The sequence below is a fragment of the Vibrio sp. St2 genome, assembly GCF_947311885.1.
In the GTDB taxonomy this organism is placed as follows: domain Bacteria; phylum Pseudomonadota; class Gammaproteobacteria; order Enterobacterales; family Vibrionaceae; genus Vibrio; species Vibrio coralliilyticus.
Genome location: NZ_CAMZNA010000004.1, coordinates 211,184 through 227,218, shown reverse-complemented (window position 1 = coordinate 227,218; position 16,035 = coordinate 211,184). Strand labels below are relative to the sequence as shown.

The 16,035-nt window shown below is 45.8% G+C and carries 12 protein-coding genes; 8 read left to right on the top strand and 4 right to left on the bottom strand.

Annotation, left to right across the window (positions count from 1 at the left end):
• Positions 1-12 precede the first annotated feature (12 nt).
• Positions 13-3,126 carry an efflux RND transporter permease subunit gene (locus QMA41_RS14735; protein ID WP_281630046.1) on the top strand — a complete coding sequence of 1,038 codons (3,114 nt, stop codon included), beginning with the start codon at positions 13-15 and terminating at the stop codon, positions 3,124-3,126.
• Positions 3,127-3,162: 36 nt separating this feature from the next.
• Here QMA41_RS14735 and QMA41_RS14730 read toward each other — a convergent pair whose 3' ends face one another.
• A complete protein-coding gene (locus QMA41_RS14730) occupies positions 3,163-4,449 on the bottom strand; it encodes a peptidoglycan DD-metalloendopeptidase family protein (protein ID WP_043009171.1) in 1,287 nt (428 codons plus the stop codon).
• 128 nt (positions 4,450-4,577) lie between these two features.
• Between QMA41_RS14730 and tyrS the strand changes: the two genes are divergently transcribed.
• Complete coding sequence (tyrS, locus tag QMA41_RS14725; protein ID WP_019274447.1) at positions 4,578-5,765, top strand: tyrosine--tRNA ligase; 1,188 nt, start codon at positions 4,578-4,580, stop codon at positions 5,763-5,765.
• A gap of 393 nt (positions 5,766-6,158) precedes the next feature.
• Positions 6,159-7,004, top strand: coding sequence for a magnesium transporter (locus tag QMA41_RS14720; protein WP_281630045.1), 846 nt, complete (start codon positions 6,159-6,161; stop codon positions 7,002-7,004).
• Here the strand turns inward: QMA41_RS14720 and dacB are convergent.
• Positions 6,983-8,413 (bottom strand): serine-type D-Ala-D-Ala carboxypeptidase, encoded by a 1,431-nt coding sequence (gene dacB / locus QMA41_RS14715; RefSeq protein WP_281630044.1) that lies wholly within the window; start codon positions 8,411-8,413, stop codon positions 6,983-6,985. The genes QMA41_RS14720 and dacB overlap by 22 nt on opposite strands.
• A 101-nt stretch (positions 8,414-8,514) precedes the next feature.
• Positions 8,515-9,552, bottom strand: coding sequence for a porin (locus QMA41_RS14710; protein WP_281630043.1), 1,038 nt, complete (start codon positions 9,550-9,552; stop codon positions 8,515-8,517).
• 526 nt (positions 9,553-10,078) lie between these two features.
• Here QMA41_RS14710 and greA point away from each other — a divergent pair.
• Positions 10,079-10,552: a transcription elongation factor GreA gene (greA, locus tag QMA41_RS14705; protein ID WP_006958072.1), complete on the top strand. Its 474-nt coding sequence runs from the start codon at positions 10,079-10,081 to the stop codon at positions 10,550-10,552.
• A gap of 76 nt (positions 10,553-10,628) precedes the next feature.
• Here greA and yhbY read toward each other — a convergent pair whose 3' ends face one another.
• Positions 10,629-10,925 (bottom strand): ribosome assembly RNA-binding protein YhbY, encoded by a 297-nt coding sequence (gene yhbY / locus QMA41_RS14700; RefSeq protein WP_006958071.1) that lies wholly within the window; start codon positions 10,923-10,925, stop codon positions 10,629-10,631.
• Positions 10,926-11,038: 113 nt separating this feature from the next.
• On the opposite strand from yhbY, the gene rlmE reads away from it, so the two are divergent.
• From rlmE to glmM, 4 genes are all read left to right on the top strand, one after another.
• Positions 11,039-11,668: a 23S rRNA (uridine(2552)-2'-O)-methyltransferase RlmE gene (gene rlmE / locus QMA41_RS14695; RefSeq protein ID WP_006958070.1), complete on the top strand. Its 630-nt coding sequence runs from the start codon at positions 11,039-11,041 to the stop codon at positions 11,666-11,668.
• 107 nt (positions 11,669-11,775) lie between these two features.
• On the top strand, positions 11,776-13,728 hold the full coding sequence (gene ftsH / locus QMA41_RS14690; protein WP_006958069.1) for an ATP-dependent zinc metalloprotease FtsH: 1,953 nt from the start codon (positions 11,776-11,778) through the stop codon (positions 13,726-13,728).
• Between the two features lie 51 nt (positions 13,729-13,779).
• Positions 13,780-14,610, top strand: coding sequence for a dihydropteroate synthase (gene folP / locus QMA41_RS14685; RefSeq protein WP_281630042.1), 831 nt, complete (start codon positions 13,780-13,782; stop codon positions 14,608-14,610).
• Between the two features lie 26 nt (positions 14,611-14,636).
• Positions 14,637-15,977 (top strand): phosphoglucosamine mutase, encoded by a 1,341-nt coding sequence (glmM, locus tag QMA41_RS14680; protein WP_281630041.1) that lies wholly within the window; start codon positions 14,637-14,639, stop codon positions 15,975-15,977.
• Positions 15,978-16,035 lie beyond the last annotated feature (58 nt).

The following is a 16,035-nucleotide window of genomic DNA, read 5'->3' as shown; positions in this document are numbered from 1 at the left end:
TAAGGAGTCATTATGTACGCCTTAATAGATGCGGCCTTATCCCGTACCCGAACCATGCTGGTGCTATTGGTCTTCGTCCTGATAGCTGGTGTTATGACTTATCTGACGGTACCGAAAGAATCCAGCCCGGATATTACCATTCCAATTATCTATGTATCCGTGGGGCATCAGGGGATTTCACCTACCGATGCCGAGCGTCTATTAGTTCGCCCAATCGAGCAAGAGTTGCGCTCGATTGAAGGGGTTAAGGAAATGACCTCAACCGCTTCTGAAGGACATGCTTCTGTGCAGTTGGAATTCAGTGTCGGTGTGGATCTGAATAAAGCCATGGCGGATGTGCGAGAAGCGGTTGATTTAGCGAAGCCCAAATTACCGGAAGACAGTGATGAGCCGACGGTCAATGAGGTAACGTTCGCTTCAGAAGAGCCGGCTTTGACGGTGGTTTTATATGGTACGGTGCCCGAGCGCACCATAGTGCAAATAGCCCGTCAACTCCGAGATAAGCTGGAGAGTTTTCGTCAGATCTTAGAAGTCGATATCGCTGGTGATAGGGAAGACATTGTCGAGATCATTGTTGACCCTTTATTGATGGAAAGCTACGGATTAGACCAAGCGGATATCTATAATCTGATTGCCCTCAATAACCGAGTCGTGGCTGCAGGATTTGTTGACACTGGTTATGGCCGCTTCTCCGTAAAAGTCCCATCCGTATTTGATTCGTTGAAAGATGTTCTTGAGTTGCCAGTTAAGGTTGACGGAAAACAAGTGATCACTTTTGGTGATGTGGCAACGGTGCGCAGGGCGTTTCGCGACCCTGAAAGCTATGCACGCCTTGATGGCAAATCTGCGATTGTTTTGGATGTGAAAAAGCGCGCGGGTGAAAATATTATTGAGACTGTCGCATTGATCAAGCAGGTGATGGAGGAAGGTCAAAAGCGCGCCGACTGGCCGAATAATTTGCAAGTGAAATACACTTGGGATCAGTCTAAAGACGTCAAAATGATGCTCAATGATCTGCAAAACAATATTCTGTCAGCGATCATTCTGGTTGTTGTGGTGATCATCGCTATCTTGGGTGTCCGAACTGCACTATTGGTGGGGATTTCCATTCCCGGATCATTCCTCACGGGGCTATTGGTTCTTTCTGTGTTTGGCCTGACAGTTAATATCGTGGTGCTTTTCTCGATGATCATGGCGGTCGGTATGCTGGTGGATGGGGCGATTGTTGTAACAGAGTTTGCTGATCGCCGCATGCAAGAAGGAACGCCTCGCCGAGATGCATACCGGGATGCCGCTAAACGCATGGCATGGCCGATTACCGCATCTACCGCGACAACCTTGGCGGCATTTGCTCCGCTATTATTTTGGCCAGATATTACTGGCGAGTTTATGAAATACCTGCCTTTGACCCTGATAGCTACATTGGCAGCGTCATTGGCGATGGCATTGTTGTTTGTCCCTGTACTCGGTGGTTTGATTGGTAAGCCGCAGCATGTCACCAAACAACAACGTGAGAAAATGGTCGCTCTGCATGATGGTGATTTTTCCAAAGCCACTGGGTTGACCAAACTCTATCTTGAAACGCTTAACATCGCTTTACGCCATCCACTAAAGATTCTGTTAAGTGCGATTTTACTTGCTGTGGGAGTCGGCTTCACCTACGCCAAAGCAGGCTTAGGTGCAGAGTTTTTCCCTGAGGTAGACCCGCCATTCTTTACTGTCAAAGTACGTTCTTATGGCGATCTGTCGATAAACGAAAAAGACGTCATCATGCGTGATATCGAGTCTGTCATGCTTGGTCATGATGAGTTTGAAAGCGTTTATACCAAAACGGGTGGTGATGATGAAATCGGACAGATTCAGATCACGCCCGTGGATTGGCAGTATCGGCGTAAAGTGAAAACCATTATTGATGAACTAAAGCAAACGACCGACCAATATGCTGGGGTAGAAATCGAGTACAAGTTCCCAGATGCTGGGCCGCCTGTGGAGCATGATCTGGTTATTGAAATGTCGACGCGTATTCCGGGAGAACTAGATCGCGCGGCGAAAATGGTTCGTCACTGGGCAGATGCGTACCCTGCTTTCACCAATATTAGTGATACGTCGAGTAAAGAAGGCATCGACTGGCAGATAGATATTCGTCGTGACGATGCCTCTCGTTTTCTCGCTGACGCAACATTGGTGGGCAATACGGTTCAGTTTGTCACCAATGGCCTCAAATTAGGGGACTACTTACCAGATGATGCCACTGAAGAGGTCGATATTCTGGTGCGTTACCCAGAAGATAAGCGTGATATTGGCCGTTTCGATCAGCTTAAAGTCAAAACCGCCGCGGGTATGGTTCCTATCACCAACTTTGCCAGCATTATTCCAGATCATAAGCAGGACACGATACGGCGTATAGACGGGCATCGAGTGATCAATATTTTTGCCGACATGAAAGAAGGCTACAACTTAGCGCTAGAGCTGCCTAACGTTGAACAAGCACTTGCCGATCTGAACTTGCCTGATGGGGTCGAGTTTAAGATTCGTGGTCAGAATGAAGAACAGGAAAACTCCTCCGCTTTTTTACAGAAGGCATTTTTGATCGCTTTAGTGGTGATGGCGTTAATTCTGATCACCCAGTTTAATAGCTTCTATCAGGCGTTTTTGATCCTCAGTGCGGTGTTGTTCTCCACCGTGGGCGTTTTTGTCGGTTTGTTGATTTTCCAAAAGCCATTTGGCGTCATCATGTCGGGGATTGGCGTGATTGCTTTGGCGGGCATTGTGGTGAATAACAACATCGTTTTGATTGATACCTACAATCAGCTTCTCAAGCGCGGTATGGATAAGCGAGATGCGATTTTAAGGACGGGGATGCAGCGTTTACGTCCAGTTCTGTTAACCACAGTGACGACAATCCTAGGCCTGCTGCCTATGGTACTGGAAATGAACATCGACTTAATTAACCAGAAGGTTGAGTTCGGCGCTCCAAGTACCCAGTGGTGGTCGCAATTGGCAACCGCTGTTGCTGGGGGGCTGGCATTTGCAACAGTGTTAACTTTGGTGTTGACGCCATGCTTGCTGATGTTGGGTCGACAGCACAAGGTTGAAGAAAACGCGAATATCATTGTAGAAGATTAAAAAAGCCCGCAGTAGCGGGCTTTTTCATAAAACAATTTAACGAGTCGCGAGCAGTTCACCGTAGCGATCAAGCTTCTCTAGCCTTAACTTGGCGTTGGCGATAAAGGTGGCTTTATCTTTACCAGTTAATGACTTAGATTGCGGAAGCTTAACGGTTCTTGGGTTCTTGTGAACACCATTGACTAGGAACTCATAATGCAGGTGCGGGCCAGTCACTCGTCCTGTTCCGCCCAAAGTACCAATAGTTTGGCCTTGTTTGACACGCTGACCAGTTTTCACCGTTCGCTTGGTTAAGTGTAAGTATTTGGTGATGTAGGTATTGCTGTGTTTGATGAACACGTAATTACCGTTGAACTGGTTGTAGCTGGATTTTTGCACGATACCATCACCAGCGGCCCAAATTGGTGTTCCTACTGGGGCTGCATAGTCTGTTCCTCTGTGTGCACGTACTTTTCCTGTCACTGGGTGGCGACGGCGAGGATTAAAGTTCGAAGAGACACGGCGGAAATCCAGTGGCGAACGCAAGAAAGCTTTCTTCATTGCACGGCCATTTTCATCGTAGTAATTGCCATTCTTGTCATTAATAATCGCTTTGAAGGTATCGCCTTGGTTGGTAAAAATTGCCGCGATAATTTTGCCACGCCCAACCACTTCTCCCTCTACCACGCGTTCCTGATACAGGATCTCAAAATGATCGCCTTTACGGATGTCGAGCGCGAAATCTATGTCCCAACCAAAAATACCCGCCAACTCCATAATCTGATTGGCAGTGAGACCTGCGCCAACCCCCGCATTCCAGAAATTGGATGTGATGTCTGCTTCTGCGTAGTTGTACTGGTAATGGACATCTTTTTTATCTAGCTGCGAAGTAAAACCAGTTTCAGAGCGGGTAATTAAAAAGGTTTCGTAAGCATTGAGCTGACGTTTTATCTGAACCAGTTGATCATCGGTGTCGAAACCGAACTGAAATGAGTCACCAGGGCGGACACGCGTGAGCTGCTGTTTAATTTCCTTGCTGGTCGTAGTCAGATCATAAAGTAGACGAGAGGAGAGACCTGCGCGTTGAAAAAGCAGAGCCATGCTGTCACCAGAGCCTATGGTGTGTTTCTCCCAGCGCAGTGACGCTGCTGTGTTTTCTGAATCAGAAGAGATCAACGCTTCAGCATTGATAGCAATAGGGTAATGTTCACCAACCTCATAAAGCTTCTCATCCGGTCTGAGATCTTGAGGTGATGGCAGAAACAGTGCGATGACAATCAGTGCACTAAATAAGGCGATACAGGCTCGGTGCATCCATGGAAGTCGAGCGAAAATAGACAACATTTATGTTCGTTCTAAAAAATTCAGTAAAAATAGCTAGCTGTTTAGTCTAACTGGTTTCAAAAAGCATCGCTATTCAAGTAAGATGGGAAATTACCAAATTTTTGCCAAATCTGTGGGAGTGAACAAGAATGGCGAGCATTGAAGCTGCACTGGCCGAGATTAAACGCGGCGTTGAAGAGCTAATTCCAGAAGAAGAGCTGATTGAAAAGCTGAAAGAGAATCGTCCTCTACGTATTAAGTTGGGTGCCGATCCAACCGCTCCAGACATTCACCTGGGTCACACGGTTATTTTCAATAAGCTACGCTTGTTCCAAGAGCTTGGCCATGAAGTGACGTTCCTTATCGGTGATTTCACCGCTATGGTCGGTGACCCAACGGGTAAGAACAGTACTCGTCCACCACTGAGCCGTGAAGATGTACTTCGAAATGCTGAAACTTACAAGGAACAGGTGTTTAAGATCCTTGATCCTGCGAAAACTAAGATTCAGTTCAACTCCGAATGGTTATCTGAGTTAGGCGCAGAAGGTATGATTCGTCTTGCAGCGAACCAAACCGTTGCTCGCATGCTTGAACGTGATGACTTTAAAAAGCGTTACGCTGGCGGTCAGCCAATCGCTATCCATGAGTTTATGTACCCATTGCTGCAAGGTTGGGACTCCGTTGCGATGGAAACTGACGTTGAGCTAGGTGGTACCGATCAGAAGTTTAACCTACTGATGGGCCGCGAGCTGCAAAAAGCCAATGGTCAGAAGCCACAGGCGGTACTAATGATGCCACTTCTTGTTGGTCTAGACGGCGAGAAAAAAATGTCGAAGTCTGCTAACAACTACATCGGTATCAGTGAAGCGCCAAGTGAAATGTTCGGCAAGATCATGTCGATCTCAGACGATTTGATGTGGAGTTACTACGAGTTGCTGTCGTTCCGTCCTTTGGAAGAAATCGAACAGTTCAAAGCAAGTATTGCTGAAGGTAAGAACCCACGTGACATTAAAGTCTTGCTGGCAAAAGAGATCATTGCTCGCTTCCATAGCGAAGCGGATGCAGAGGCTGCAGAGCAAGAGTTCGTTAATCGTTTCGCTAAGAATCAAATTCCAGATGAAATGCCAGAGTTTGAATTTGATGCAGGCCTTCCGGTTAGCAACCTTTTGAAAGAAGCAGGCCTATGTGCGTCAACCTCTGAAGCGATGCGTATGGTCAAGCAGGGTGCTGCGAAGATTGATAGCGAGAAAGTCGCCGATTCTAAGTTTGCACCACAAGCAGGCACGTACGTATTCCAAGTCGGTAAACGTAAATTTGCTCGTATTACGATTAAGTAAGCGTCTGCTGAACATTGATAACAAAAAGCGCCTTAACGGCGCTTTTTTAATACGAGAAATTTGGCTAATAATCAGAGATTTTTTCATTAAATTGACTGTAAAAAAGTCTGTGCTTTGTTATCATGCCCGCGCTGCCAGACTGGCAGTTCATTCGGAGATTTTTATGAACAATACCGACCATCCTCCTAGTATGAAGGGAGAAAAATAAACCGCTTCGGTATTGGCGATCTTCGTCTCTGCCTAAGTGGCAGAGTAACTCTTTTCTAAAGTAATCTCAGATTTTTCTCCTTCCTATCTAGTATTCAGTTACAGACTCATACTCAGTATGCGTTCGACTTGCTGTGCGTGCTGTAGCTGGATGGTCGTTACCTACTGCCAATCGGGAGATTCGCCATGACGGTAATGAACAATACATACATTGAAAACACCCTAAATTTTTCTTCGGAAGAGATTGGGGCAGCTCGTAATGCATTTTTGCAATATGAGCAACACCAGCAGGTTCATTTGTTGACAGTGATGCCTATTGAAGAAGCGGTGGCTATCTTGCACCATTGTTCAGTTGGTTATGTCCAGCAGTTGATTTCTGTGCTGGAAAATGAAGGCCATGACAAACTCGCGCGCCATTACGCGCACCAGTTAGGCCTGATTCATTCAGAGGTGGAAACATCCAACAGTTATCTTAGTACGTCCGTATTGGAGCACGTAAAACAACGCATTGGTTGGATCATTGCCTTGGCGTTGCTGGGTATCGTTTCTGGGCTGATTATTGCCCAGTATGAGGACACCTTGAGTCAGCTGGTATTGTTGGCGGTTTATATGCCTGTCATTGCAGCAGCTGGTGGCAACACTGGTTCTCAAGCTGCGACTTTGGTGATACGAGCCTTAGCTACTGGAGAGCTGAAAAAGCGCCAGTGGTTGGCGGTATTCTGGAAAGAAAGTCGTGTTGCACTGTGTTTGGCTTTGGCTATCGCTTTGGTCATTGTTGGCAGGGTCATGTTGTTCAGTGATGGGGCATCAACGGGCGGCTTTGAGCTGAGCAATATCGCACTGGCGATTGCTGTCGCACTGTTTATTCAGGTGACGATGTCGACAACCTTAGGTGGTTTGCTACCGATACTCGCTCGAGCATTCAAACTGGACCCAGCCGTATTGGTGAGCCCAGTGTTAGCTTCGATTGTCGATATATCCGGTATGTGGATTTACTTCACCGTTGTGAATTATTTCTTAGGTATCGCCTGACTGAACTTTACGATGTCCTGATAGAACAAGGTTTCAAATTGTGTTATAGGAGCGATGGTAGGTTTATCATCGCTCTTTTTCTTTGGCGGCAAATAATCCGCCACGTACTGTACGAACAAGGTGGTAGGCTTCCCTGAGCTATCGAGCCCAAATCCAGCCATATTGTAGCTGCCGTAAAGTGAGCCACTTTTAGCGATGAATGCACCTTTTATCGGTTCTTTACGCATACTTCGGCGATATTTTAGCGTGCCAGATTCACCCGACTTGGGCATCAAATCAATCATCTTCAATGTGCTGTCGTTGATCCAGATATAGCGCAAGATTTTCGACATCGCCTGGCTGGTAAAACGGTTGTTGCGTGACAAACCGGAACCATCGGCCATTGGAGTGGCTTCTAAGTTTATCCCGGTGTTAGAAAAAATGATCTGCTTAATGGCTTCAGTACCATTGCTGAAGCTACCGGGCTGGATATAAAACTTGGCCCCCAGAGTTTTAGTTAGGTTGTCGGCGATCAGGTTATCCGATTTTTTCAGCATGGTTTCAAGTAGCTCTGTGAGTGGTAAGGAGCTGTGAGTGGCTAGTAGAGTCTTTTTGCTTGAGTGATCTGGTCGTCCAATTCGTACCGTTCCTGAAAAAGGCAGATTTAATTGGTTCAACACGCTATTTAACATGCGCTGAGTGTAAAGCTCAGGATCTTGTACCGCGAACTTGAGTGGTAGTGGTTTGCTCCGTTCAGTTAAACAACCTTGAAGCTGATAATGGTTATCTGGAGAAGAGATAAGCTCTAAATCACACTGAGTACTTTCTTGCTGGTCTTTGCTGACACTTGATGCCTGAGTGGTTACGTAGACAGGAAAGTGCTCCGGTACGTAAACGCGTGTGTTGCCATCCTCTTGCGTATAAATAGAAGCTTGGACACAGTTACCGTCAAGCGAAATGGCAGTTGCCGGTGCGCTATAGCAAACGCCCAGTATATCCCACGGCCAGCCGACAGCACGGTCGTATCCAGTAAACGCACTGTTATCTAACCAGATGTCTCCCTCAATTCGGCTAAGCCCATTTCTTTTGGCGACGACAAATAGCTGTTTTAAATCCTCGGTTGCCAGAGTCGGGTCGCCAGAAAAATGGATGACGACATCTTTACCAGTTTGCTCAAGTTCGGTTTCAAAGCGAAAGTTATCACCTAATTCTAGCTTTGCAGCCAATGCCGTGACGAGCTTGAGTGTACTCGCTGGAGGAAAATACTGATCACCATTGTGAGTATCAAGTAAGGAATTTTGCTGGTCGAGTGATTCGACAAGTAGGGCTGCTCGACTGCCATCGGGTAGTTGACCCACGGGCGCATAGGCAAAAGCTGATAGAGAAAATAAAGAGATAAAAAACAACAAAAACAGTTTGGAAAGCTGCATAGCAAAGCGCCGAGAGATCTAAAGACAAGGAAGCAGTATAGCCAGTAAAAAAAACGCCCGCTAGAAGCGGGCGTTTAGAGATAATGACATTAAGTCACAAATTAGAAGTCGTAACGTAGACCTAAAGCTAGCTCGTCTTCTGCTTGTGCTTTAGAGATGTAAGATTTGTCATCGTCTAGCAGGTTAAAGTTGTACGATACGTAGCCACGGAAGTTAGGCTTAAAGTAGTATGTTGCGTCGATAGCGATGTTATCTGCAGCATCTTCTTTAGTTGAACCTGTTTTGTTTTCTAGGTAGTTGTAAGACGTTGTGAATACAGTCTGGCCCATAGTGTACGCTGCTGCTAGCTCGTAACCTGTATTGTCTGTTTTAGTGCTAGAGCCTTTCGCTTGGTCTTCACCATCAACAAATGTACCAGCAAAGTACAGGTCGTTGATTGCGTAAGAAGCCGCTAGCATGTACTGACTGCGTTCAACAGTACCTGTGAAACCTTCAACATCTGTTTGGTTACCATCAGCATAACCAGCACCTAACTTAACGCCTGTTTCGCCGATTGCGTAGATTGCAGATAGAGAGTAACCATCTGCATCATTGTCAGTTGAGCTTGTTGAAGTTGAGGTAGTTGTATCATCTGCAAAACGGTAGCTTGCTTTTACGCCAAGGTCAGCAAATTGGCCTTTGTAAGAGATCATGTTGTCTGAGCGGTCAGCAATTGCGATTTTGTATGCTGCAGAGTTACCGTGGTAAGCCATGATATCAGTGAAGTCAGTGATCACACCTAGTGCGCCGTCGTTCTTACCGTAGGTTACTTCACCGAATGTACCGCCGATACCACCGTATAGGTAACGGTTAGTTAAATCGCTTGAACCGTCATCAGTGCCTTTGCCATCTTCGTTTGTAGTGAACTCACCTTCGTAGAAACCCACACCGTATAGGCTGTCAGTGATCTGAGCTGTACCTAGGAAGTTTAGACGTACGCGAGAGTTGTCTTCTGCTTTACCATCTTTAAGAGCTAGACGTGCTTCCGCGCGACCACCCATTTCGATAGAGTTACCGTCTTGGTTGTAGATTTCCGCCGCGTTTGCGCCAGTTGCCACTGCTGCTGCAGAAACTGCTAGAGCGATCAGAGTTTTGTTCATCTTATAAGTCCTAATTTACTGTCCATAAATAGTTTTTTGAGAAAACGCTCCGCCATGGCTTCGCCTTTCTCTTTCTTCCGTTCTATGATTTCAAGTGCATAATCAATAAGAAACATCACACACATTGAGTGTCATAGAGCATTTGGTGAGCATTGTTGTACCGCCAAAGTTCCTCGATGAGTTAGTAAAATGATATAAATCGGACTAATGAACACTGTTTTATTTAATGTAAAAAATACTCAACTGTTTGTTTTTAAAAGATTCCTGTTGATTTTTTATCGTTTGTTTATGTTTCTATTATTTAGATCTTTTTATTCAATGGGCTAACTATAAAAAGACTTGAGAAGGCTATTTAGTTGATTGAACTATCATATATAAGACGCAAAAATATCGAATATTGAATTCAGATGATTTACTCGCTAACTTTGTTTACACTAAAGGAAATTGATTAGTTAACTCACTACCTAATCCACCGGATTGGGTAGTTTTGTTTTGTCCAAAGATAGCTTTGGCAATGAGGTAAACAATGGAAAAAGTCCCAATGACAGTGCGTGGCGAACAAAAGCTGCGCGAAGAATTAGACCGACTACTAAAGCTTCGCCCACAGATTTCTGAAGCTATTGCGGAAGCGCGTGAATTAGGCGATCTGAAAGAAAATGCTGAATATCATGCCGCACGTGAAGAGCAGGGTATTTGCGAAGCTCAGATCCGTGATATTGAGTACAAGCTGTCTGTAGCTCAGGTTATTGACGTTACTAAGATGGATAATTCAGGCAAGGTCATTTTTGGTTCAACCGTCACTTTGATTGACTGTGATACCGAAGAAGAGAAAACCTACCAAATCGTCGGTGACGATGAAGCGGATATCAAAGCTGGCCGTATTTCTGTTAGCTCACCAATCGCTCGTGGCTTGGTTGGTAAGATGGAAGGCGATGAAGTGGTGATTTCTACACCAGGTGGCGATCGTGACTTTGAAATTGACAGTGTAGAATACGTTTAATCGTAGATTGGCTGTTTGAGAAACCAAAAAGGTCGCATAGTGCGACCTTTTTTATAGCATTGAAACCGAGGTTCGCTTATTTACGTGGCAACTCGATTTTACGCTCTTCAGTCTGACGGTACATAACCAGTGTTTTACCGATCACTTGTACTTTTTCTGCGCCAGTTTCGCGTACGATAGCTTCAATAATCAGGTTTTTCGTTTCGCGATCTTCAGAGGCAACTTTCACTTTAATCAGTTCATGGTGATTAAGAGCGATTTCTATTTCCGCTAGAACAGCCTCAGTTAGTCCATTTGCGCCCATAAGCACAACAGGTTTTAGACTGTGCGCTAGGCCTTTTAGATGCTGCTTTTGTTTGGTGCTTAGGTTCATTACGCGGCCAATTTTCTTTACTATAAGGGTTGAAAAATACCATTTTAACGCCATCTACCCTTGAAGACTATAATTTATTGGGCAAGTTGGTCCCTCTATTAGTTAGGAATCGAATGAGTAAACAAAAACATTCGGCGAGCTCAGGCCGTTGGTTGAAAGAACATTTTGACGATAAGTTCGCCAATGAAGCGCGTAAAAAGGGCTATCGTTCTCGTGCTTACTTCAAGATGGAAGAGATTCAAACCAAAGACAAACTATTGAAACCTGGGATGACTGTCGTCGATTTAGGTGCGGCTCCCGGTGGTTGGTCTCAATATGCTGCTAAGATAGTAGGAGACGAAGGTAAAATCATCGCATGTGATTTACTTCCAATGGATCCTATTGCTGGCGTGAGCTTTCTACAAGGTGACTTCCGTGAAGACGCTGTACTAGAAGCTTTGCTGGATCGAATTCAACCTTCTATGGTGAATGTGGTGATGTCTGATATGGCGCCTAATATTGCAGGTAACAATTCAGTTGATCAGCCACGTGCAATGTATTTGGTTGAATTAGCTTTAGATATGTGTCGACAAGTTCTTGCGCCCAATGGTAGTTTTGTTGTGAAAGTATTTCAGGGCGAAGGCTTCGATCAATACGTAAAAGACGTTCGTGACATGTTCAAAGTCGTGAAAATCCGTAAACCTGACTCTTCAAGGGCTCGTTCCCGAGAAGTTTTTATTGTAGCCACTGGTTACAAAGGTTAACTATTTGCTCAATCGAGCAGCAGTTAACACTGTAGCTACAGTCAAAAAACTGTAGTACCCTACCTTTAATTACAATTAGTTATCGCGAGGCTGACACCTTGAGTGACATGGCAAAAAATTTAATTCTGTGGCTTGTAATCGCCGTAGTCTTGATGTCGGTTTTCCAGAGCTTCGGTCCTGGAGAAAGTAACGGCAGAGCGGTTGATTACACCACGTTTGTACAGGAAGTTGGCCAAGGCCAGATTCAGGAAGCAACATTTAAGGGCGAGGAAATTACTTTCACTCGTCGTGGCGGTGGCTCGCGTTATGTTACTTACATGCCGGTCTATGACCAGAAATTACTGGATGACATGATCAACCAGAATGTGAAAGTGCAAGGTACTCCGCCAGAAGAGCAGAGCTTACTAGGTACTATCTTCATTTCTTGGTTCCCAATGATCTTACTGATTGGTGTATGGATTTTCTTCATGCGTCAAATGCAAGGCGGCGGCGGTAAAGGCGCAATGTCTTTCGGTAAGAGCAAAGCTCGTATGATGAGCGAAGAACAAATCAAAACCACATTCGGTGATGTTGCTGGGTGTGATGAAGCAAAAGAAGACGTAAAAGAACTGGTTGATTACCTGCGTGATCCAAGCCGCTTCCAGAAACTGGGCGGTAAAATCCCAACTGGTGTTCTGATGGTTGGTCCTCCTGGTACGGGTAAAACGCTGCTCGCTAAAGCGATTGCCGGTGAAGCGAAGGTACCCTTCTTTACTATTTCAGGTTCTGACTTCGTTGAAATGTTCGTTGGTGTGGGTGCATCTCGTGTCCGTGACATGTTCGAGCAAGCAAAGAAAGCCGCACCTTGTATTATCTTTATCGATGAGATTGATGCAGTAGGTCGTCAGCGTGGTGCAGGTGTTGGTGGTGGTCACGATGAACGTGAACAAACGCTGAACCAAATGCTCGTTGAGATGGATGGCTTCGAAGGTAACGAAGGTATCATCGTGATTGCGGCAACTAACCGCCCAGATGTTCTTGACCCAGCGCTACTTCGCCCTGGTCGCTTTGACCGTCAGGTTGTGGTTGGTCTACCAGACGTTCGTGGTCGTGAGCAGATTCTTAAAGTTCATATGCGTAAAGTGCCACTAGCCGGTGATGTAGAACCATCTCTAATCGCTCGTGGTACACCAGGCTTCTCTGGTGCTGATTTAGCTAACCTAGTAAACGAAGCGGCATTGTTTGCAGCACGTGGTAACAAGCGCAACGTATCTATGGTTGAGTTTGAATTAGCCAAAGACAAAATCATGATGGGTGCTGAGCGTCGTTCTATGGTGATGTCTGAAGAGACTAAAGAGTCGACGGCTTACCATGAAGCAGGCCACGCAATCGTTGGTCGTCTGGTTCCTGAACATGATCCAGTTTACAAGGTTTCTATCATTCCACGTGGTCGTGCGTTGGGTGTGACGATGTACTTGCCAGAGCAAGACCGTGTGAGCATGTCGCGTCAGCATCTCGAGTCTATGGTCTCGAGCCTGTACGGTGGCCGTCTTGCTGAAGAGCTTATCTACGGTGCAGACAAAGTATCAACTGGTGCTTCTAACGATATCGAACGTGCAACTGATATTGCGCGTAAGATGGTGACTCAATGGGGCTTCTCAGAGAAACTAGGGCCACTTCTTTATGCAGAAGAAGAAGGTGAAGTATTCTTGGGCCGTAGCGTAACTCAGACTAAACACATGTCTGACGATACCGCCAAGCTGATTGATGACGAAGTACGTAAGATCATTGACCGCAACTACGCGCGTGCAAAACAGATCCTTGAAGATAACATGGATATAATGCACGCAATGAAAGATGCGTTGATGAAGTATGAGACCATCGATGCAGGTCAAATTGATGACCTGATGGATCGCAAGTCGGATATTCGTGAGCCAGCGGGTTGGGGTGATAACTCCGACAGCAAGCCGGAAGCTAAGGCAGAGCAACCAGAAGCGAAAGCTGAGCCTGTGAAAGAAGAATCCGCTTCTTCTTCTGAGTCTACAGAAGAGCAGACGACAGAAAAGAAAGATTCTGAATAACGCAAACCAATAAAATAAACCCCGAGGAAACTCGGGGTTTTTGTATTTTTTATGATTATTACAGCAAATAATAAATCCCTCGACTTATCAACGCCTCAAGTTATGGGTATTCTCAACGTCACGCCTGACTCGTTCTCTGATGGTGGAAAATACAATTCACTAGAGAATGCGATGATTCAGGCAGAAAAAATGATTAACGCAGGCGTTAGTATTATCGACATCGGTGGCGAGTCGACTCGCCCTGGTGCACCTGATGTGGCTTTGGAAGAAGAGCTTAGTCGGGTGATCCCGGTGATCAAAGCCATTCGTGAACGCTTTGGCGTATGGATTTCTATTGATACCAGCAAAGCAGAAGTCATGCGTCAGGCCATTGAAGCTGGTGCGGACATTATTAATGATGTTCGGGCACTGCAAGAGCAAGGTGCGCTTGAGGTTGCTGCAGAATCCGGGTTACCGGTGTGTCTTATGCACATGCAAGGACAGCCAAGAACCATGCAGGCAAATCCTCATTACGACGATTTACTTAAAGAAGTCGGTGAATTCCTGCAAGAAAGAGTACAAGCATGTGAAGCCAAAGGGATGAAAAAGAGTCAATTGATTCTTGACCCGGGCTTTGGTTTTGGAAAAACGCTTGAGCACAACTACCACATGTTGGCTCACCTTGAGCAATTTCATCAATTTGGCTTACCGCTTCTGGCTGGTATGTCTCGTAAATCGATGTTGTTTAAGTTGCTGGATAAAGCGCCTGCCGAGTGTGTTGCCGCCAGTGTCAGCTGCGCGACAATTGCTGCAATGAAAGGTGCTCAGATCATCCGAGTTCACGATTTTGAACAAACGCTTGATGCTGTAAAGATTGTCTCTATGGTGCAAAGTAACCACTGAGAAATAGATTATAAAAAGGAATAATTATGTCTGATAAAAGACGTTATTTTGGTACCGACGGTGTACGAGGAAAAGTGGGTCAGTACCCAATTACACCTGATTTCGTACTTAAGCTTGGTTGGGCAGCAGGACGTGTTCTGGCAAAGCAGGGCACCAAAAAAGTAATTATCGGTAAAGATACCCGTATTTCTGGCTACATGCTGGAATCTGCACTTGAGGCAGGCCTTGCTGCCGCTGGCTTGAAAGCTACCTTTACTGGTCCAATGCCAACGCCAGCAGTGGCTTACCTGACCCAGACATTCCGCGCAGAAGCTGGCATTGTGATTTCGGCTTCTCATAACCCTTACTACGATAACGGCATTAAGTTCTTTTCTTCGGAAGGTACTAAGCTTCCTGACGATATCGAACTCGCGATTGAAGCGGAACTTGATAAAGACATTGAATGTGTCGAGTCTTCATTGTTGGGTAAAGCCAGCCGTCTTGATGATGCTGCTGGTCGTTACATTGAGTTTTGTAAAAGCACATACCCTTCTGAGTTGAGCCTTTCTGGATTGAAAATTGTGGTGGACTGTGCGCATGGTGCGACTTACCACATAGCTCCAGCCGTCTTTAGCGAGCTAGGTGCAGATGTCATTGCTATGGGTATCGAGCCTAACGGCACGAATATTAACCACGAAGTGGGTGCTACGGATGTTAAAGCGCTACAGCAACGAGTAGTGGAAGAGCAAGCTCACCTTGGTCTGGCATTCGATGGCGATGGTGATCGCATCATTATGGTCGATCACCTTGGTAATAAAGTCGATGGCGACCAGATTGCTTACATCATCGCTCGTGATGCCTTGCGTCGCGGTGAACTGAAAGGTGGTGTGGTTGGAACCCTGATGACGAACCTGGGTATGGAAAATGGCCTCAAACAATTAGGTATTCCCTTTGTTCGTGCCGCAGTAGGTGACCGTTATGTAATGGAGCAGCTGCTTGAAAAAGGCTGGAAAATCGGTGCGGAAAATTCAGGCCATGTGATCTTACTTGATAAGGTGACAACCGGAGATGCTATTGTGGCAGCGCTGCAAGTTTTAGCTTCAGTGGTTGGCAGTGATATGTCCCTGAATGAACTCTCTCAAGGTATGACGTTATACCCTCAAGTGCTGGAGAATGTCCGTTTTTCTGGTGATTCTAATCCACTAGAAGCTGAAGCGGTAAAAGCCTCTGTCGTTGCAGTTGAAGCGGAACTTGGTGATAAAGGTCGAGTGCTGTTACGTAAATCAGGCACTGAACCGCTCATCCGTGTCATGGTGGAAGGTGAAGACGCTGAGCTAGTAAAATCATCAGCATTAAAAATTGCAGACGCAGTGAAAGCTAGCTTCTAAGGCTTTTCATTTCGTTTAGTCATATAATAGCGGTGCCTGCTTGTGATAGCATGGCACC

Coding starts and splice junctions, on each gene's coding strand:
- dacB (WP_281630044.1), bottom strand. CDS start 8,413: ATGCAGCTTTCCAAACTGTTTTTGTTGTTTTTTATCTCTTTATTTTCT.
- tyrS (WP_019274447.1), top strand. CDS start 4,578: ATGGCGAGCATTGAAGCTGCACTGGCCGAGATTAAACGCGGCGTTGAA.
- QMA41_RS14720 (WP_281630045.1), top strand. CDS start 6,159: ATGACGGTAATGAACAATACATACATTGAAAACACCCTAAATTTTTCT.
- QMA41_RS14735 (WP_281630046.1), top strand. CDS start 13: ATGTACGCCTTAATAGATGCGGCCTTATCCCGTACCCGAACCATGCTG.
- ftsH (WP_006958069.1), top strand. CDS start 11,776: ATGGCAAAAAATTTAATTCTGTGGCTTGTAATCGCCGTAGTCTTGATG.
- yhbY (WP_006958071.1), bottom strand. CDS start 10,925: ATGAACCTAAGCACCAAACAAAAGCAGCATCTAAAAGGCCTAGCGCAC.
- rlmE (WP_006958070.1), top strand. CDS start 11,039: ATGAGTAAACAAAAACATTCGGCGAGCTCAGGCCGTTGGTTGAAAGAA.
- folP (WP_281630042.1), top strand. CDS start 13,780: ATGATTATTACAGCAAATAATAAATCCCTCGACTTATCAACGCCTCAA.
- QMA41_RS14730 (WP_043009171.1), bottom strand. CDS start 4,449: ATGTTGTCTATTTTCGCTCGACTTCCATGGATGCACCGAGCCTGTATC.
- QMA41_RS14710 (WP_281630043.1), bottom strand. CDS start 9,552: ATGAACAAAACTCTGATCGCTCTAGCAGTTTCTGCAGCAGCAGTGGCA.
- greA (WP_006958072.1), top strand. CDS start 10,079: ATGGAAAAAGTCCCAATGACAGTGCGTGGCGAACAAAAGCTGCGCGAA.
- glmM (WP_281630041.1), top strand. CDS start 14,637: ATGTCTGATAAAAGACGTTATTTTGGTACCGACGGTGTACGAGGAAAA.